This is a genomic window from Bradyrhizobium sp. AUGA SZCCT0177 (assembly GCF_018130125.1).
Taxonomy (GTDB): domain Bacteria; phylum Pseudomonadota; class Alphaproteobacteria; order Rhizobiales; family Xanthobacteraceae; genus Bradyrhizobium.
In genome coordinates this window covers 34,439-51,277 of record NZ_JAFCMA010000045.1, presented here as the reverse complement: position 1 = coordinate 51,277, position 16,839 = coordinate 34,439, and the positions used below count along the sequence as shown (strand labels likewise).

Annotated in this window: 19 protein-coding genes; 4 read left to right on the top strand and 15 right to left on the bottom strand. The window is 60.9% G+C overall.

The genetic code is table 11. The features are described from left to right. Nucleotides 1-347: 347 nt before the first annotated feature. From JQ597_RS34160 to JQ597_RS34115, 10 genes are all read right to left on the bottom strand, one after another. Nucleotides 348-2,042, bottom strand: coding sequence for a GMC family oxidoreductase (locus JQ597_RS34160; RefSeq protein WP_212269805.1), 1,695 nt, complete (start codon nucleotides 2,040-2,042; stop codon nucleotides 348-350). A 103-nt stretch (nucleotides 2,043-2,145) separates the two neighbouring features. Continuing rightward, complete coding sequence (gene ccoS / locus JQ597_RS34155; protein WP_212269804.1) at nucleotides 2,146-2,307, bottom strand: cbb3-type cytochrome oxidase assembly protein CcoS; 162 nt, start codon at nucleotides 2,305-2,307, stop codon at nucleotides 2,146-2,148. Beyond that, entirely contained in the window at nucleotides 2,304-4,583 is a 2,280-nt protein-coding gene (locus JQ597_RS34150) for a cation-translocating P-type ATPase (protein WP_212269803.1), read from the bottom strand. Before JQ597_RS34150 ends, ccoS begins: the two co-directional genes overlap by 4 nt. A gap of 22 nt (nucleotides 4,584-4,605) precedes the next feature. Continuing rightward, a complete protein-coding gene (locus JQ597_RS34145) occupies nucleotides 4,606-5,397 on the bottom strand; it encodes a DUF2189 domain-containing protein (RefSeq protein ID WP_212269802.1) in 792 nt (263 codons plus the stop codon). Between the two features lie 19 nt (nucleotides 5,398-5,416). Further along, nucleotides 5,417-5,635, bottom strand: a complete 219-nt coding sequence (locus tag JQ597_RS34140; protein WP_212269801.1) for a hypothetical protein — start codon at nucleotides 5,633-5,635, stop codon at nucleotides 5,417-5,419. Beyond that, a complete protein-coding gene (ccoP, locus tag JQ597_RS34135; RefSeq protein ID WP_212269800.1) occupies nucleotides 5,632-6,513 on the bottom strand; it encodes a cytochrome-c oxidase, cbb3-type subunit III in 882 nt (293 codons plus the stop codon). The genes JQ597_RS34140 and ccoP overlap by 4 nt, the downstream gene beginning before the upstream one ends. After that, nucleotides 6,504-6,683, bottom strand: coding sequence for a cbb3-type cytochrome oxidase subunit 3 (locus JQ597_RS34130; protein ID WP_409363322.1), 180 nt, complete (start codon nucleotides 6,681-6,683; stop codon nucleotides 6,504-6,506). The genes ccoP and JQ597_RS34130 overlap by 10 nt, the downstream gene beginning before the upstream one ends. A gap of 2 nt (nucleotides 6,684-6,685) precedes the next feature. Further along, a complete protein-coding gene (gene ccoO, locus JQ597_RS34125) occupies nucleotides 6,686-7,417 on the bottom strand; it encodes a cytochrome-c oxidase, cbb3-type subunit II (protein WP_212269798.1) in 732 nt (243 codons plus the stop codon). A gap of 6 nt (nucleotides 7,418-7,423) precedes the next feature. Next, nucleotides 7,424-9,082, bottom strand: coding sequence for a cytochrome-c oxidase, cbb3-type subunit I (gene ccoN, locus JQ597_RS34120; RefSeq protein ID WP_212269797.1), 1,659 nt, complete (start codon nucleotides 9,080-9,082; stop codon nucleotides 7,424-7,426). A 206-nt stretch (nucleotides 9,083-9,288) separates the two neighbouring features. Beyond that, nucleotides 9,289-9,660 (bottom strand): hypothetical protein, encoded by a 372-nt coding sequence (locus JQ597_RS34115; RefSeq protein WP_212269796.1) that lies wholly within the window; start codon nucleotides 9,658-9,660, stop codon nucleotides 9,289-9,291. Nucleotides 9,661-9,699: 39 nt separating this feature from the next. Here JQ597_RS34115 and JQ597_RS34110 point away from each other — a divergent pair, with 39 nt between their 5' ends. The 3 genes from JQ597_RS34110 (at nucleotide 9,700) to JQ597_RS34100 (ending at nucleotide 11,655) form a co-directional block, all read left to right on the top strand. Further along, nucleotides 9,700-10,206: a hypothetical protein gene (locus JQ597_RS34110; protein WP_212269795.1), complete on the top strand. Its 507-nt coding sequence runs from the start codon at nucleotides 9,700-9,702 to the stop codon at nucleotides 10,204-10,206. 19 nt (nucleotides 10,207-10,225) lie between these two features. Further along, complete coding sequence (gene ppk2 / locus JQ597_RS34105) at nucleotides 10,226-11,044, top strand: polyphosphate kinase 2 (protein ID WP_212269794.1); 819 nt, start codon at nucleotides 10,226-10,228, stop codon at nucleotides 11,042-11,044. Nucleotides 11,045-11,121: 77 nt separating this feature from the next. Next, nucleotides 11,122-11,655, top strand: coding sequence for a hypothetical protein (locus JQ597_RS34100; protein WP_212269793.1), 534 nt, complete (start codon nucleotides 11,122-11,124; stop codon nucleotides 11,653-11,655). A 732-nt stretch (nucleotides 11,656-12,387) separates the two neighbouring features. Here the strand turns inward: JQ597_RS34100 and JQ597_RS34095 are convergent. The 4 genes from JQ597_RS34095 to JQ597_RS37905 all read right to left on the bottom strand — a co-directional run bounded on the left by JQ597_RS34095 (nucleotide 12,388) and on the right by JQ597_RS37905 (nucleotide 13,359). Continuing rightward, nucleotides 12,388-12,558 carry a hypothetical protein gene (locus JQ597_RS34095; RefSeq protein WP_154070762.1) on the bottom strand — a complete coding sequence of 57 codons (171 nt, stop codon included), beginning with the start codon at nucleotides 12,556-12,558 and terminating at the stop codon, nucleotides 12,388-12,390. Between the two features lie 25 nt (nucleotides 12,559-12,583). After that, nucleotides 12,584-12,784, bottom strand: a complete 201-nt coding sequence (locus JQ597_RS34090) for a hypothetical protein (protein ID WP_212269792.1) — start codon at nucleotides 12,782-12,784, stop codon at nucleotides 12,584-12,586. A gap of 247 nt (nucleotides 12,785-13,031) precedes the next feature. Then, nucleotides 13,032-13,202: a hypothetical protein gene (locus tag JQ597_RS34085; protein WP_212269791.1), complete on the bottom strand. Its 171-nt coding sequence runs from the start codon at nucleotides 13,200-13,202 to the stop codon at nucleotides 13,032-13,034. A gap of 4 nt (nucleotides 13,203-13,206) precedes the next feature. Next, a complete protein-coding gene (locus tag JQ597_RS37905) occupies nucleotides 13,207-13,359 on the bottom strand; it encodes a response regulator (protein WP_249133066.1) in 153 nt (50 codons plus the stop codon). A 781-nt stretch (nucleotides 13,360-14,140) separates the two neighbouring features. Between JQ597_RS37905 and JQ597_RS34075 the strand changes: the two genes are divergently transcribed. Next, complete coding sequence (locus JQ597_RS34075; RefSeq protein WP_212269789.1) at nucleotides 14,141-14,377, top strand: DUF6894 family protein; 237 nt, start codon at nucleotides 14,141-14,143, stop codon at nucleotides 14,375-14,377. An 863-nt stretch (nucleotides 14,378-15,240) separates the two neighbouring features. Here the strand turns inward: JQ597_RS34075 and JQ597_RS34070 are convergent. Then, the gene (locus tag JQ597_RS34070) at nucleotides 15,241-16,779 is read right to left on the bottom strand and encodes a phytoene desaturase family protein (protein ID WP_212269788.1); all 1,539 of its coding nucleotides are present in this window, start codon (nucleotides 16,777-16,779) and stop codon (nucleotides 15,241-15,243) included. Nucleotides 16,780-16,839 lie beyond the last annotated feature (60 nt).

Below are 16,839 nucleotides of genomic sequence, written 5' to 3'. Positions count from 1 at the left end.
GCAATAGAGGCCGTCTCACCGGGGAGAGCGCGTTATAAGCCGTAAAGCCATTGCGCAGGGAATGTCGGATGTTCTCCACTGCCCTGTATGCTCATGTGCAGTGTTCTTTGCACTATTCGCACATGAGACCGCGGGTGCAGCGCGCATCCGGCATTCCCTGCTCCCTTGTTTTGGGGAGAAACAGCATCAACCACTCGGGCGCATCGCGCCGCGGGATCGCGAACTCGTATCTGGAATTTGGGCGCCGTCATTGCGAGCGAAGCGAAGCAATCCATCGCGCGGCATCAATAAAGCAAAGCATTGCTTCGCTGCGCTCGCAATGACGACCAAGCTGTTTGAAATTCAAATCACTGCATCGAGGCCGCAATCTTCTCCGCCGACATCAGGACCGGAAAATTGGTGTTGGCGCAGGGCACGACCGGGAAGATCGAGGCGTCGACCACGCGCAGGCCCTGCACGCCCTTGACGCGGCCCTCGGTGTCGACGACCGACATCGGGTCCTCCGGCCGGCCCATCCGGCACGAGCACGAGGCGTGCCACACGCCGATGGTCCCCTTGCGCACGAAGCTCTCCAGCGCCTCGTCGTCGTTGATCACGTCGTCGAACGAAAAACCTTCGACCACGAAATTGTCGATCATGTAATGGCGCAGCGCCGCCGGACCGTCCATCAGGGTGGCGGCGATCTTGGTGAGGATCCTGTTCTTGTTGTTGACCACGCCGATCTTGCGCACGCGGTCGGTATAGGAGGCAGGGAAGGGCTTGTCGGTGACCGCCCTGACGGCGTCACTCATTTGCACCGCCGCCATCTTGCGGAAACCGCTCATCAGGCGATCGAGGTCGCGCCGGTCGGACAACAGGTTGAACTCGACGATCGGTTCAGCCGCCGGGTCGCGCGAGGCGAGCTTGACCTGTCCGGTTTCGGAATAGGTCTTGTTGACGAAGGTCAGCGCCGAGCCGATTTGCTCGCCGACCGCATGCCAGGCCGATTTGCTGAGCACCACGACGAACATGTCGCCCTGCGGCACGCCGGGCAGTCCGGACGAATAACGCAAACCGACCTGCATGTGACGCCTGGTATGCCCGTTCATGCGCGCGCCGCGGCGGACAAAGGAGGATAGCGAAATCGAGGGATGATCCATCAGGCGCTGGCCGACACCTTCAAGCCCCATCAGCACGGGAATGCCCATGTCCTTGAGGTGACCGACCGGACCGATGCCGGCGCGCAGCAGATGCGCCGGCGAATGGATGGCGCCGCTGCAGAGAATGATCTCGCGGCCGCGGAATTCCTGCTCCTTGCCGTCGACGACGGCCTTGACGCCGACGCACTGCGTGCCTTCGAACAGCAATTCCCTGACCTGCGTGTTGGTGGAGATCGTGAGATTGGCGCGCTTGCGCGTTTCGCGGTCGAGGTAGCCCATCGCGGCCGAGACGCGTTGCTCGGCCTGATTGGAATGCGTCACCGGGAAATAGCCGTCGACGAACTCGCCGTTCTGGTCCGGCAGGAATTGATGGCCGGCCTGCTGGAAGGCGTCAGCGAAAGCCTGCGAATGCTTCGTCCAGTGCTCCCGCGGGATCCGGCGCACCGGGATACGACCATCCTTGCCATGGAACGGCCCGTCGAAATCAAGGTCGCGCTCGACCTTCTTGAAGTAGGGCAGCACGTCCTTCCAGTTCCAGCCGGTGGCGCCCCGCGCTTCCCATTCATCGTAGTCGGTCGGCGCGCCGCGGTTGGCCATCTGGCCGTTGATCGAGGAGCCGCCGCCCAGCACCCGCGCCTGCTCGTATTTGCGCAGGGGAGGCCGTCCCTCGTTGGGATTGTTGTGGCTGACGATCTGCGTCGTGACCTTGAGCTCGGTCCAGTGGAAGCGCGGATCGAAATAGGCGGTGCCGGGATAGCTATCCCGAATCTCGGCCGGCTCGTTGCCGGGCGGCGTGTCCTGGCCGGCCTCGCACAGCAAAACCTTGTTGGCGCTTTTGGCCGACAGCCGATGCGCCATGACCGAACCAGCCGAACCGCCGCCTACGATGATCGTGTCATACACTTTGGCATTTCCTCTTGTTGTTGATCTTGTTGCCGGGGAAGGTAGCGCAGCTCCGCGTCCGGGTCACGCCGGCTGTCGCCGCCGTCCACGAGAGAGCGAATCGTCACGGATGTTCGGACGGGCGGTCGGTCTCGTCATGCAAAATCCGCTCGGCGGCCCCCTCGAGATCGTCGTACTGCCCGTTTTTGAGCGACCACATGAAGGCCGCCAGTGCGGTCAGGCCGATCCCGAGCGCGATCGGTATCAGATAGAAATAATCCTTCATTCGGCCGCCTCCATCATGGCCTTGGCCGAAAGTTGTGCATCCGCACCAGCGCGTGGCGCGATCTTTCGCGCCCTCCTGAGGCGTAGCGCGTTGGCGACCACCAGCATCGACGATGCAGACATTGCCACGGCTGCGACCAGCGGCGTCACATAGCCCATGATGGCGACGGGGACCGCGACCAGATTATAGGCGATCGCCAGGGCGAAGTTTTGCCGAACGAGCCGTCTGGAATTGCGTGCGACGGAAATAGCCTGAGGCACGGCGGACAGGCTCTCGCGCAAGAACACCAGATCGGCTGCGTTACGTCCGATATCCGCCGCGGTAGCCGGCGCCATCGAGGCATGCGCGGCCACCAACGCCGGCGTATCGTTCAAGCCGTCACCGACCATGAGAGTCTTCCGGCCCGAGGCTTCAAGCGCTGCGATGTGCGCGATCTTTCCGGCGGGCAACACCGCAGCGAAGCAGGGAACATCGAGTTGTCGGGCCATTGGCGCTACCGCGGCTTCACGATCGCCGGAAACCACCTGGACCAGCATGCCGGCGTGCTTCAGTTCGGTCACCGCCGTCGATGCATCCGCGCGCAAAAAATCCTCGAAACGAAATTCGGCCAGGCGGGTTCCGTCTTTGGAAAGCACGACGGACTCATCACCTGACGTCCGCCCGGCGTTGTCCGGGCTCGCAACTGCCCATTCCGGCCGGCCGAGCCGGTAAGTGATAATGCCGGAGCGCGCCTCAAGACCGAATCCGGGGTGCTCGGAGACTTCGTCGAATACGATGCGAGACGGCGGAAGATCGGCGGCGGCTTCGACCAGCGCGCGCGAATAGGGGTGGCGGGAGTGACTGGCCAGTGCAGCCGCAATCCCGGTTGCCTGCCGGTCCATGCTGTCAGATCCGAGCAGGCGAGGACGGCCCAGCGTCAGCGTTCCGGTCTTGTCAAACACGACCGTGTCGATTTCGGCAAGGCGCTCAAGGGCGCCGCCGTCCTTCACCATGATGCCGCTCTCGAACAGCCGCCGGGCCGCGACGACCTGCACCATGGGTACCGCGAGGCCAAGCGCGCAAGGACAGGTAATGATCAGAACCGCAATGGCGATCGTCAGCGCGCGGTGGATATCGCCGGTTGCGAGGAGCCAGCCGGCAAGCGCGAACAGCGCCGTGAGATGGACGATCGGCGCGTACAGACTGGCGGCACGGTCGGCGATGCGGCGATAGGCCGAGCGACCCTGTTCGGCGGCCTCCATCATCCGCACCATCTCGCCCAGGAAGGAATTGTCCGGCGTCGCCGTCGCGACGATGGTCAGCGGCCCTGTCAGGTTCAAGGTGCCCGCGCGCAGCAGGGATCCAATTTTCGCCGGCTCCGGTGTCTGCTCTCCGGAGACCAGCGAAGCATCCAGTTCGGACGTTCCCTTGGTAACGGTTGCGTCGACCGGCACACGTTCGCCTGCCGCCAGCATGATGGTCATGCCGGTCTGGATTTCGTTCACCGGAAGATAGACCTGCTTGCCGTCCGCTTGCAGCACCCGCGCGCCACGTGCCGCGAGTTGCGCCAGTCCCTTCACGGCCAGCCGGGCCCGTTCGCGCATCATGTGATCGAGCGTGCGGCCGATCAGCAGGAAGAACAGCAGCGAGATTGACGCATCGAAATAGGCGTGCGGCCCATGCTGCGTGGTGTCGTAAAGGCTCATGCCGAAGGCGAGCAGCACACCGATGGAGATCGGTACATCCATATTGGTGCGCCGATGCCGTAGAGCCTGCCATGCGGAACGGAAAAATATCCGGCCGGAATATGCCAGCGCGGGTAGCGCGATGATGGCCGACAGCCAGTGAAACAGGTCGCGTGTCTCGGACTCAGCGCCCGACCAGACCGAGATGGAAAGCAACATGATGTTGCTGGCAGCGAATCCCGCGACCGCCAGCGCGCGGATCAATTCCGACAGCTCACCGTTCCCGTCATCCGACTCGATGTCGAACAAATGGGCTTCAAAACCGGCCTGCTTGAGCGTTTCGAGGAAAGGCGGCGGAGCGCTTTCGGAGTGCCATCTGACGGTCACGCGCCTGGTCGAGAGGTTGACGCGGGCGCTTTCCACGCCGGCAAGCCCGCCGAGTGCCTTTTCGATGGTCCGGATGCATGCCCCGCAATGCACCGTGGGCACCGACAGATCAGTCTGGCGCACGCCATCGGCCACGATGCGGCTCGCGAGCAGGACTTCCTCGTCGGTCCCGGCCGCATCCCGAGCAAGCAATGCCGATTCGGCTCCCGGTGCGCAGCAACCCATCGCAGGAACTCCAACCGTCTCGTTATGCTCGGGACCGCATCGTTCGATAGGCGTGCCAGCTTCCGTGTCCCAGCACCGGGAAAACGACGATCATTCCCAACAGGCCGGTGACGATGCCGACAAAAATCAACGCAAGCATGATCGCCGCCCAGGTCAGCATGACCGGAAGATTGTTCCAGACCAGCGCCATGCTGGTGCCCATGGCGGTCAGCGCATCGGTGCGCTCGCTCAGCAGCATCGGAATCGAGAAGGCGCTGATGGCGAATGCGAAGGCCGCAAACAGGCCGCCCACCGCGCCGCCGACCACCAGCATCGCCCAACCGATCTCCGTCGTGAACAGCATCGGGATGATATGGTCGAGGCCGGGAAAAGGACGCAGGCCGAAAAACAGCGCATAAAGGATGACCGCCGCGCGCATCCACAATAGCGTCAGCCCAAGAAGCAGCACGCCTGCGAACAGAATCTGACCGCCTGAATCCGGCCTGACGAAGATCATGTTCCACAGGCTGACGGGCCTGCCTTCCTCGATGCGCCGGCTCTTTTCGTAAAGTCCGATTCCAATGATCGGCCCAGCCACCATGAAGCCGGCAAACGCAGGAAGCAGGATATAGTCGAGGCGCAGGGCAAACAGGCCGACGACGGTGACGACCGACACCAGAAATACCAGCACCCCGTAACTGATGCTGGCCGCCGGATTGATCTTGAAATCGCGCCAGCCGGCCGAGAGCCAGCCCAAAGCGGCTGCGGGGGCGACGTTGCGCTTCCAGGTTTGCGCTTGCGGCAGCGGCGGAACAACGTCCGGGATCGAAATCATCGCCGATCTCCCTGCATTCTCACCGCGGTGTGCATGACGACTTTGCCGCGCTGAATTTTCCGTCCCCAGGGCTGCCTTCGCCCTGGCGGACATGCGCAACGCACTCCGGTTGCGATGTGACCGCCATATAGACCAGGTGCGAGTTGGCGATCAGCACCAATAGCAGCCCGGCACCGACCGCGGCCCAAACAACGGCCTTTGTCCTGAACTGCGCCGTCGCTGCGCCGCTGTCGCTCATCGCTGCTCCCGACGAAGATCGAACAGGTAAAGCGTGAGAATCTTGCGGTCGAGCGGCGAAAGTCTTCCCTCCCAGCCTGGCATCTGGCCTTGCCGGCCGCTCCACACCGTCGTGTAGATCGATTCCGCGTCGCCACCGTAGATCCAGAGCCGATCGGTCAGATCAGGTCCACCGAGATCAGCCTTGCCCTTGGCGTCGTCGCCGTGGCAGGCGACGCAATTGGCGGCGAAGACGGCCTTGCCGGCGTCGATCTTCGCCGCGGGCACGTCCTTTGCGACAGCCGGATCGGAAAGACTGCGCACATAGTTCACGACGTTTTCGACTTCGTCCTTTTTGAGCATCTGATCGCGCCCGAACGCCATCATTTGCGACGTCCTGGTCTGCGGATGTGTCGAATTGATACCGACGCGGATGGTTTCGGAGATGCTTTCGGGATCGCCGCCCCAAAGCCATGACGCCGTCGTCAGGTTCGGAAATCCGTGGCCGCCCCGTGCGTTCGATCCGTGGCACGGCGCGCAATTGTCGCCGAACAGCGTCCGGCCGGTCTGCCGCACCCGTTCCATCAATTGTGGATCGGCCTGGATCTCCTTGAAGCTTTCAGCCTCGACGCGCCTGGTCCAGGCGCCGCGTTCGATAGCGGCCTGCTTCACGCTCTCCGTGACGACGTTGCGCTGGTCAATGCCGAGCAGGCCCTTAGTGTAGGTCACACCGAGCGGCCACGCCGGCATCAGCACCCAGTAGCCGACGGCGAACAACGCCGTCACGATCAAAAAGAAATAGACCGGTCGCGGCACCGGCGTGTTCAATTCCTTGATGCCGTTCCACTCATGACCGGTCGTCATGTAGCCGGTGTATGGATCGCGTTCTTCTACCGCCATGGCTGATCCCTGTGCGGCTTGTCCTCATGGTCGAGGATCGATTGCGCGGCCTCGTCGAAATGCTTTTTGTTCGACGGCCAGAACGCATAGACCAGCACGCCGATCGAGAGCGCGATCAGATAGAACAGGCCGAACGATTTCGAGAACCAAACCACAAAGTCATTGTCCATGATCAACCTCCCGCCGCGGCGACCGGCTTATGCGCAGCATCGGTCAGCTTGCCGAGAATCTGCAGATAGGCGACCAGGGCATCGAGTTCGGTAAGATTGCCCGGTTTGCCGTCGAAGGCCCTTACATTCGTCGCCGCGCCATATCGCTTGGTGACCCCTTCCGCGTAAGGCGTATCGGGCGCCGCCTGACCGTAGGCATCCAACCTCGCATTGGCGATCATCTCGTCGGTATAGGGGACGCCGACCTTGCGCAATGCCGCCAGGTGCGCGCCGAGGTCATCGCTCCGCAGTTCTGTGCGCCCGAGCCATGAATAATGCGGCATTACTGATTGAGGAACCACGTCGCGCGGGTTGTTGAGATGCCGCACGTGCCATTCGTCCGAATATTTGTTGCCCATGCGCGCCAGGTCGGGACCGGTCCGCTTCGATCCCCAGAGCATCGGGTGATCATATTTGGATTCGACGGCGAGCGAATACGGGCCGTAGCGCTCAACCTCGTCGCGCAAGGTCCGGATCATCTGGGAATGGCAGGCATAACAGCCTTCGCGGATGTAGATGTTGCGGCCTGCGATTTCGAGCGGGGTGTAGACCCGCATGTTCGGCGCGTCCTCGACGGTCTGATGGATCGTGAACAGCGGAATGATCTCGACCGCGCCGCCGATGCTGGCCGCAACGATGATGGCGAGCAGAAAGCCGATGGTCTTGCGCTCAAGCCGGTAATGCAGGTTGAACATGTGCGTTCACTCCGCCGGTTGAGGCGCGGTAGCGCCTGCGAGCGCGGGAACGGGGCGATCGGCCAGCCTTTGGTCGGCCGGCTGATCCACGGTTCGTATGGTCATCCAGATGTTGTAGCAGGCGACCAGCGCGCCGATCAGGAAGAAGAGGCCGCCGATGGCGCGCGCGATATAGTAGGGATGCATCGCAACCACGGATTCGACGAAGGAATAGGCGAGCGTTCCGCTTTCATTGTAAGTCCGCCACATCAGCCCCTGGATGATGCCGGAATTCCACATCGCAAAGACGTAGATTACCGTACCAGCGAGTGCGAGCCAGAAGTGCACTTCCACCAGCCTGGCGGAATACATCCGCTCGCGCTTCCAGAGCCACGGCACCGAGGCATAGATGGCGCCGAACGTGATCATCGCGACCCAGCCGAGGGCGCCCACATGGACGTGCCCGACGGTCCAGTCCGTATAGTGCGACAGCGAGTTCACCGAACGGATGGCCATGAACGAGCCTTCAAAGGTGACCAATCCGTAAAACACCGCCGCGACCATCATGAAGCGCAAGGTCGCGTCGTCGCGGACCTTGTGCCAGGCACCGTTCAGCGTGAGCAGCGCGTTGCCGGCCGAGGCCCATGACGGCACCAGCAGCATGACCGAGAACGTCATGCCGAGCGTCTGCACCCACTGCGGCAACGCCGTGTAATGCAGATGATGCGAGCCCGCCCACATGTACATGAAGGTGATGCCCCAGAAGCTGATGATCGACAGCCGATAGGAGAAGATCGGGCGGCCGGCGCGGACCGGCAGGTAGTAGTACATCATGCCGAGGAAACCGGCGGTCAGGAAGAACGCAACGGCGTTGTGGCCGTACCACCACTGCGTCATCGCATCCTGCACGCCGGAGAATGCCGAGTAGCTCTTGGCATGACCAAGTGACACCGGAATCGCCAGATTGTTGACGATGTGCAGGATTGCCACGACCAGAATGAAGGCCATGTAGTACCAGTTCGACACGTAGATATGCGGCTCTTTGCGGCGAACCAGCGTTCGCAAATAGATGATGAAGTAGGTGACCCAGACGATCACCAGCCAGATGTCCGCATACCATTCCGGTTCGGCATATTCCTTCGACTGCGTGACGCCCATCAGGTAGCCGGTTGCGGCGATGACGCAGAACAGATTGTAGCCGAGCAGCACGAACCACGGGCTCAACTGGTCGGGCAGGCGCGCGCGCGTGGTTCGCTGCAGGACATAGAACGAGGTTGCGATCAGGGCGTTGCCGCCGAAGCCGAAGATCACGCCGGAGGTGTGCACGGGGCGGAGGCGTCCGAAGCTCGACCAGGCTGCATCAAACGTCAGGTCCGGGTAGGCGAGTTGCCATGCGATCCAGTCGCCGACAAAAAGTGCCGGCACGAGCCAGACCATCGCGAGGATAATGCCCATCCGGCTGGGATCGTCGAAATAGCGCTCCAGCCGGTCGTCGCCGGGCTCCGGGTCGTAATAGCTGGAAATGACGCCGAACGCTCCCAATATGCCCGCCAGCAGCACGATGGCGCCATGAACGCCCAGCACGTTGTCCTGCGCGACGGCTACCATCGCCAATCCGCACACCGACACCGCAACTAGAATTATCAGCGCAAGCTGCCGTTCGTATTTTGTCAGTTGGGCAATCATGGGTCGCAGCTTTCTCCAGGAAGTGGGAAGCCGGCAAGTCAAGCACCATCGTGTGCCCTGGCTCGACGAAGGTCGGTCGGGCCAATAGGTGCAGGCTACTCCATCGTGGCAATCCGTCCAAATGAGTTTTCTGAGTCTTGTGGCTGATCAGCGGCAAGCCAGAAGGCTAAACGAGCGCAAGGAAAGCCTCAGCTTTCGCCCAAGTTTTAGGAAAGCTTGGGGGCTTGTCTGTGCAAGAACGGACCTGCGCAGCAAGCCCGGCGCATGTCCGTTTTTGCATAGTCAGGCGCATTCGTCCCCAGCGAACATTCCGTCACGCGAGACATAACCGCTGCATTGCCGGTGGCGATGGTCTGGAAGGAGTTTGACGCTGCGCCGCAGCAGGTTTCATCGATTGACCGAATGATCGATTGGGATTTAGCTCCACGTGGCCCCGAGATTGTTCGATTGACTAAGCCATAGCCGACCAAGCTCGATTTCACAAAGAGGTTGGCGAACATACCACGGGGGCGCGCAAAGAATGCGCCGACAAATACCGCCACACTGATGAAGTGCCTGAGATAGCGATTGTAGCGCATGCAGGACACCATCCTGCTCCTCAACCAAAGGAGTTCGACATGTCACAGTCAACGATCCAACAGGGTAGCTCGGATTCCGCTCAAGAGCTTGGAGACGAATCCTTCATGTCGGCCGCGGAGTTGCGCAACTACGTGATGAAGACCGAGATGGCCAAGGCGTCGAAAGACGTCGGTGATATGGCCGCCAAGGCGCGCGCGGAGCTCATCAGGTCGTTGATGGAACCAGTCGCGGTCACGCCTGAAAAGATTGCCGAGGTAAAGCGGCGGGTGCTCGGCCAACTGAGGGCCGCTGCATTAAAGGGTAACAAGGAAGTTCTGGTCATGCGCTTCCCGAATGCGCTGTGCTCGGACAAGGGGCGCGCGCTCAACAATCTGGAAAAGGGATGGCCGACCACCTTGCTTGGGAGACCTCTTCAAGCCTTCGAGTTCTGGCGCGACCACCTGCAGCCCCAAGGCTATGGCCTGAAGGCAATGATCGTGGATTGGCCGGCGGGCCTGCCGGGAGATGTCGGCTTCTTCCTGACCTGGGAAGAAGCGAAGCGGTGACAGCTGGGGGGACCGAAATATGAACCAGGTAGCCAGGAAGAACCGCAAAAGCGAGGAGACCAGCGCTCCGGTGCTCAAGCGCAAGGAGTACGAGGAGAAGTTGCGCAAGCTGCACGTCGAACTCGTCAAGCTTCAGGAATGGGTGAAGCACGAGGGCAAGAAGGTGTGCGTGGTCTTTGAGGGACGAGACGGCGCCGGCAAGGGTGGTGTCATCAAGGCCATCACCGAAAGGGTCAGCCCGCGCGTTTTCCGCGTCATTGCCATGGCCGCTCCGACGGAACGCGAGAAGTCGCAAATGTACGTCCAGCGCTACGTGCCGCATTTTCCTTCCGCCGGAGAGATCGTGATCTTCGATCGCAGCTGGTACAATCGCGCCGGGGTCGAACGGGTCATGGGTTTTTGCACGGAGGATCAGGCCAAGGGTTTCCTGAGGGTGGTCCCTAACGTCGAAAAGGCCATGGTCGAATCGGGAATCATACTTTTCAAGTACTGGCTTGAGGTCAGTCCGGAGGAGCAAACCAACCGGCTCGCAGCGCGAATCGACGACAAGCGAAAGATCTGGAAGCTGTCCCAGATGGATTTGGATTCCTATACGCGATGGGATGATTACACGCGATGTCGAGACGACATGTTCCGGGCGACCGACACCGCGTGGGCGCCATGGTTTATCGCGCGATCCGACAACAAGAGGCAGGCGCGACTCAACATCATCTCGCACCTGCTCTCCAGCATTCCCTACAAGAAAGTGCCCCGAGGGGATGTCAAATTGCCGAAACGCAAGGTTACCCCCGGCAAGCCGCTTCGTGGTTCTCTGAGAATCGTGCCGGCGGCAGATTGATGAACGTATGGTCTCATTTGGCGATACGCGTCGGCGCCGCTCCGATTGTGCCCCGTCGCTCATAAAGCAGAGCATTCATGATCGAATCCGATTCATCGGTCGCGGAACGAGATCTCCCTTGGAGCTTGGTGCATCCCGTAAACGACAACAACGGAGGATCCGACATGGCTGAAGCGGTTCGGAGCATAAGGCTTGGCCCGACGTATCGTATTCGTCTCGCGATCGGGATATTTGCCGTTTTGATAGGGCCGCTAATTGTTTCATCTGCAGCGCAGTCAAGGGATCTGACCGGGGCCTGGGTGACCAATGCTGGGGCGTGCAAGAAGATCTTTACAGGGGGTGGCGCCAAACTCACCTTCGCCAGGGACGCGGATGTGTATGGCAGCGGATTTATCTATGAGAAAAACAGGCTCCGAGGAAAAATCGCGACTTGCCAGATCAAGACACAGAAAGAAGACGGTGACGTGTTGCACCTCATTGCCAATTGTTCGACCGATGTCGCGCTCGCCACGGTTCAATTCAGCCTCAAGATTGACAATGAAAACCAGATAACCCGTCTTTTCCCTGGAATGCCGGAACTCAAGACAGAGTACTTTCGTTGCGCTCCATGAATGCGAAGCAGTGTTAGTCTGCCGTTTTACTGAGTTGAGTAATGGTCAAGCGAGCCAATTCTGAAAGCGGTCCGACCGGCGGCTGAATTTCACGGCCGTCTCACCTGGGCGTGTCGCGTGAAGGCGCTCACCTATGTCGGAAGTAGCTAGATTTTCAGCGATTGAGACACTGCGCGATGGACGCCGCGTTGAAATCCGCGCACTCAGGCACGAGGATCGGAGCGGCCTCGAACAAGCCGTCAGCCGTGCCAGCGCCGAGTCTCTCCGCCGCCATTTCTTTTCGGTAAGACGCCATTTTCCGAACAGGAATTGGAGTTCTTCTCGGACATCGACTTTGTCAGCCAGGTCACCTTGGCCGAGGCTGCAGTTGCGGCCTTCAACAGCGCGCAGGGCGGATTAGCGACAGCGTAATCCGCCGTCCGAACCAAGATAAGCGGATTGCGCCTCCGGCTAATCCGCCTACGGTCCAGGGATGATGGCTCTTAAAGCCTCGTCGCCTGCCGGCGTGATGCAGTACGATCGGCCGTCTGGTTGTTTTTCAATCCAGCCTTTCGCGAACATTCCCGCAATAACTTGCTTTCCTGCCGGATGCATCTGTTCTGGCCGAAGCCCGCGCGTAGGGCTCATCTTTTGTAACGCGGTGCGCTCCGTGGCGTGCGGAATGTGACTAGGCCGCGCCGGCATTCATTTCCCCTTCGCCTTCGGCCCCAACTCTACAAGCTCTGGGCATTGCTAATAGGTCAGCGGCAGCACTCGTTGCACAATCGCGCCGAGGCAAACGAGCACCACGAGCAACTTGAGCAGATTTGCCAGTCGGCCGTCGGTAGCGAACTTGTCGATCGCCCAAAAGCAGATTGCGCCGACGACGACGATAATTAAGACCCCAATCAAAACTGAAATCATGTTGCCCTCGGAGTGTTGTCGATTCCTATTTCGCCTTCGCCTTTAGGCCCAGTGCCACCAGGCGGCGGATGGCGTGCGCTCGGGTCAGCGTTTTGTCAGATGACGATGCAATCCAGGCATCAATTGCGACCAGTTCGGAAGGGTGCCAGCGCTCGCCAACTTGAATGCCCTTGCCAGTCGGCGGCGGCCCCCGTTTTTTCTTTGGTACCACGCCTGTCTTTGCCATAAACCATGGTACCATAGAAACAAGCCGGGTCGAAGCTGGAACTTCCGCTCCGGCGCTTGCCCGAAGAGGCCGCCAACTGAGGCCGCCTATCCGGGTTCGGAACTGACGTTGTTGCAGCCATAGCAGCGGAATATCCTCGCGGCTGGATGGGGTCCGAGGCCGCGAAGATCAGTCAAATGCTTCATAGGCTCGCCGCATTGCTCACAGGCGAGCGAAGGTGATTCGTCTGGCGGGGCCAATGCGTCGGTCAACGAAACGGGTTCAATTCAACGCCCGCCTCTACCTCCCGGAGCTGCTGAATTAGATCGTCGCGTCGCTTGCAAGGCGGAAGCGTTTCCATGTCCGCTCGAACTTTGCGAGCCAGATCGATCAGGCGTTCTTCAAGTGTCGTGCTGTAATCGAACTCGTGGCGCTGCATGGCTTTACTCCGGAGCCTTCAGTTCGCTGTATTGCCAGCCTGCCGTCTCCGACTTCATCGGATCGCGCGCGACGGTGCGCGTCTGCGTGTGATCGCACTTGGTGCACTCAAAGGTCCGGCTGTCGTAGCTCTCGGAGGCCGGGCTGATTCTGGCCAACATCATTCGGTTGGAGCACTTTGGGCAGCGGGGCCGCTCGATAGGAATTAGCGACGGTTCTGCACGGGCGTGAGGTTGGGGCATGTGATGCGTCCCTGCATCCGGCGGAAGTGCAACGTTCTCAGTCGCCGGTAAACCATCATGCCGCGTCGCAATACCAAACCGCTGGTCAAAACAGCTCACATCCAAGAATATTGGCCGGAGTCCGTTACGGCTCAGGTAGGCGTGCTGCCAACTTCTTCACGTCCGCCGTCCGGTCCAGGGCAAGTGCAGCAAATTGGAGTGCACAGGCCGCGCGGGGATAGCGACGCGCGGACCAAAGGCGCAATCAGCACCGGCAGCAAGATCACCGGCACCGTCGCAGCGCGATGGTGGAAAATGAAAGAGGCCGCCACCTGGGGCAGCCTCTCATAAAGCTATTGGGCCAATTGAGGCGCTGACCTTGCTTTATTTCTTAACGCGATTCCCCCGAACTCGTTCGGCTGGCGAGGGCGTGCCATTCAATTGCAATCTCGGCCCAAGCGGCCCGAGTATCAGGGTCGGTCGCCTCTCGCCCAAGCTTCTCGCACGCTAAAGCCTTGAGCCGGTATTTTTGTGCTGGATTGGTCATGTGCCACGCTCCGTGATGGGTGGGAGTCTGAAGCACTCTCTCACCGGTAGGTGCCCCAAAATGCGGTGATACGAGCAAACGTTTTCAGTTGTGGGGCGTTCCCCAGACCGGGGCGCGGCCCGATATCGGAACAATGCTGTCTGCAGCCGCTTGCTAATCTGGAGGTTGCCGATGCCCCGCTACTTTTTTGATGTTAAGAACGGCCACAGGCTTTTTGATTCATCAGGCTTTGTTTGCGATGACGATACCGCTGCAATCATCAGGGCGACGGTGCTCGCCGTAGGCGTTTCACTCGATAAGCCCGAGGACGATCCTGAACGGCGCATCGCGATAATCAATGATGCGGGACGGGAGATTGGCACCGTGCCGGTATATTCCAGGCCTTCATACGAAGACCCGACCCAATAAAACCGAGGCATCGTTTGCGGTGGCGTTTATTTAGCGAAAGGAATCCCGAGATTTCGGGCCTTCGCTCGAATGACCATTACCGAGCGCCTCAGCACAAGGGCCGCATCCTCAGCGGTTGATCCGGCGGCGATAAGCGCCGTCAGGTGCTCGATTTGAGCCAATGTCCATGTTCTGCTGCTGATACGCACCATCATTTATCCGCCCGTCTCGGGCAATTTGTCGCGAAAGAGAAGCCTTAGTACGTAGGGCAGATGGTAGTGCTGATCACAGTGCGCGCACAGGAATGCTGCGCCGCCAATTTTTGCCCGCACCAACCTCATGGGCGTCCAGCAGTTCGGGAAATTTGGAAAGGGTCTGTGGGTGGTCGAGGAAATGTTTTGCGGCATGAAGCTCCCGCGCTGCAATCAGGCGGGAGCACAACACTCTCAGTCACCGGTAACTGCCAAAGGCATTGCGGCGATACGGGTCTAATCGTTCAAGTTGTATACGGTTCCGGAATTGCTGGGGACATTGCGACTTGAATCAGTGTCAATGAGCAATTTTGCACAGCGGGGCGGAGATGTATGTGCTCGGTTTATAGTCGAACGCCGCGCCGGCCGCCGATCGCGACGTTCCCCAAGATGGCCCCGGCTCGGTCACTCCCCCGCGCTGGGGCCGTTTTATTTCGGTGCCGCGTCGTGACCGTCTAAAAACTGCTTGGCTTGTTCTCTGGCGGTGGTTTCGTCAGAACGAAAGACGAAGTGGCGGACGACGGCTTCCGCCTTCGCTCTTGAGCTACCGCGGACAAGTCGGGTGATCGCTCTACAGCGCTGCATCGGTCGCTCTCAATAAATTGCCGATTTACAGAAATTGCTCTTAAGATATTACGTCTCGCGCAAAATCATGTCGGCGCAGACACCGGCCGATTGCACGACGCCGGTGTAGCCGCCGAAACCGGCATAGGCGGATGCCAGATAAAGGCCTGATACCGCCGTGCGCGGCGAGCGGAACGGGTTGCTCCAGATCGTCGGCGGCGGGGTCGGCGCAAATCCGTAAACCGCGCCGTCGGGCGCGTTGAGATATTGCCGCACCGACAGCGCGCTGTTGAACGAGGATGCGACGACGGCTTCCGAAAGCCCCGGATAGATCGAGGAGAGATAGCGCACGATCGCCTCCTGCCAGCGCCCGCGCTTCTCGCGATAGGCGTCCATGTCGGCGGCGTCCCAGTTCGACAACAAATCGGGGCCGAGGATCGAGAGCACATAGGGCGGCGCCGGCACGCCGGAATCGATCGCGGCATAGTCCACCACCGACATCGGCGGCATGCGCTCGCCGGGCTCTTCCGCCATCAGCGCGGCGCCTTGCGCGTAGTCGGTCAATCGCTTCATCCAGGGCGGCAGCAATTGCGTGGAATAGGCGGCGATCCCGAATTCGCGTGGCGGTTTTTTTAGACCCAGCGTCAGCGCGAACAGCGAGGTCGAGGGCGCTTGCCGGGCATAACTTTGGTTCAGCTGTTCGGCGGCGTCCGCCTGCATCAGGGGTTCGAGCGCCGCGGGCGCGGCGTTACCGATGATCTGTGCGCATTGCACGGTCCTGGGATCGCTGCCGTCCTTGGCGGTGTGGGTGATGGACTTGGCGCCGTCGCCGAGCGCAATCGAGCTGACGACACGGCGCACCAGCACTTCGCCGCCGGCCACCTTGATGGCGCGGGCGAGCGCGCTGGAGAGCCGCTGCGAGCCGCCCTGCACGTAGCGGCCGCCGCTTTGCAGATAGCTGCCCTGCGCCATCGCGAAATAGATCCACCACAGCGTGGTGGGGTCGTCGTGGAAATAGGACAGGTTGGCGGCGAGGGCGCATTTGACGGCTTCATTGTCGCCGAATACGCGATCGAGCTTTTTCGAAAGCGACAACGGCCAGTCGCGCACGATCGGGATCAGGCCGGACAGCGCGCGCAGCGCCTGCCGCGGATTTTTCAGCGCCTCCCTGCCTTGCGAGATCGTGGCCATCGCGGACGCGATCCGCGCCATCTCGCCGAGCAGCTGCTCGATGCCGCGGCGCGCCTCCGGGAAGCGCTCGGTCAAGGCACGGCGCGCGGCGTCGAAATCGTCGGGCATCAGGAACGGCTGATCGAGCGGGCCGCCGCGCGCCTGGTAAAACGCGCCGGACGGAATCCATTTGACGGCGTCGATCACGCCGGCACGCGTCAGCACGTCATGTTTGGGGTCGCGCGGATCGTGCGGGTCGCTGGTCTCGTGCAGCGATCCCTCGACAAAGAGCTCGCCGGATTTGTAGCTCGACGCCGCACCGCCGACGGAATTGCTGCGCTCGACCACCAGCACCTTGCGGCCGGCGCGCGCCAGGATCGCTCCGGCCGTGAGGCCGCCAAGGCCGGCGCCGACAATTACGACATCATAACGCGCCATTCAGCCTGGAATCCTGAAACCCATGACGGACGGGTTGTTCATTGCCGCTCGGCTGCGGCA

What these genes read in the sequence shown, in the direction of transcription:
- ccoS (WP_212269804.1), bottom strand. Translation starts at nt 2,307, where the DNA reads ATGAAGGATTATTTCTATCTGATACCGATCGCGCTCGGGATCGGCCTG.
- JQ597_RS34150 (WP_212269803.1), bottom strand. Translation starts at nt 4,583, where the DNA reads ATGGGTTGCTGCGCACCGGGAGCCGAATCGGCATTGCTTGCTCGGGAT.
- JQ597_RS34145 (WP_212269802.1), bottom strand. Translation starts at nt 5,397, where the DNA reads ATGATTTCGATCCCGGACGTTGTTCCGCCGCTGCCGCAAGCGCAAACC.
- JQ597_RS34140 (WP_212269801.1), bottom strand. Translation starts at nt 5,635, where the DNA reads ATGAGCGACAGCGGCGCAGCGACGGCGCAGTTCAGGACAAAGGCCGTT.
- ccoP (WP_212269800.1), bottom strand. Translation starts at nt 6,513, where the DNA reads ATGGCGGTAGAAGAACGCGATCCATACACCGGCTACATGACGACCGGT.
- JQ597_RS34130 (WP_409363322.1), bottom strand. Translation starts at nt 6,683, where the DNA reads ATGGACAATGACTTTGTGGTTTGGTTCTCGAAATCGTTCGGCCTGTTC.
- ccoO (WP_212269798.1), bottom strand. Translation starts at nt 7,417, where the DNA reads ATGTTCAACCTGCATTACCGGCTTGAGCGCAAGACCATCGGCTTTCTG.
- ccoN (WP_212269797.1), bottom strand. Translation starts at nt 9,082, where the DNA reads ATGATTGCCCAACTGACAAAATACGAACGGCAGCTTGCGCTGATAATT.
- JQ597_RS34115 (WP_212269796.1), bottom strand. Translation starts at nt 9,660, where the DNA reads ATGCGCTACAATCGCTATCTCAGGCACTTCATCAGTGTGGCGGTATTT.
- JQ597_RS34110 (WP_212269795.1), top strand. Translation starts at nt 9,700, where the DNA reads ATGTCACAGTCAACGATCCAACAGGGTAGCTCGGATTCCGCTCAAGAG.
- ppk2 (WP_212269794.1), top strand. Translation starts at nt 10,226, where the DNA reads ATGAACCAGGTAGCCAGGAAGAACCGCAAAAGCGAGGAGACCAGCGCT.
- JQ597_RS34100 (WP_212269793.1), top strand. Translation starts at nt 11,122, where the DNA reads ATGATCGAATCCGATTCATCGGTCGCGGAACGAGATCTCCCTTGGAGC.
- JQ597_RS34095 (WP_154070762.1), bottom strand. Translation starts at nt 12,558, where the DNA reads ATGATTTCAGTTTTGATTGGGGTCTTAATTATCGTCGTCGTCGGCGCA.
- JQ597_RS34090 (WP_212269792.1), bottom strand. Translation starts at nt 12,784, where the DNA reads ATGGCAAAGACAGGCGTGGTACCAAAGAAAAAACGGGGGCCGCCGCCG.
- JQ597_RS34085 (WP_212269791.1), bottom strand. Translation starts at nt 13,202, where the DNA reads ATGCAGCGCCACGAGTTCGATTACAGCACGACACTTGAAGAACGCCTG.
- JQ597_RS34075 (WP_212269789.1), top strand. Translation starts at nt 14,141, where the DNA reads ATGCCCCGCTACTTTTTTGATGTTAAGAACGGCCACAGGCTTTTTGAT.
- JQ597_RS34070 (WP_212269788.1), bottom strand. Translation starts at nt 16,779, where the DNA reads ATGGCGCGTTATGATGTCGTAATTGTCGGCGCCGGCCTTGGCGGCCTC.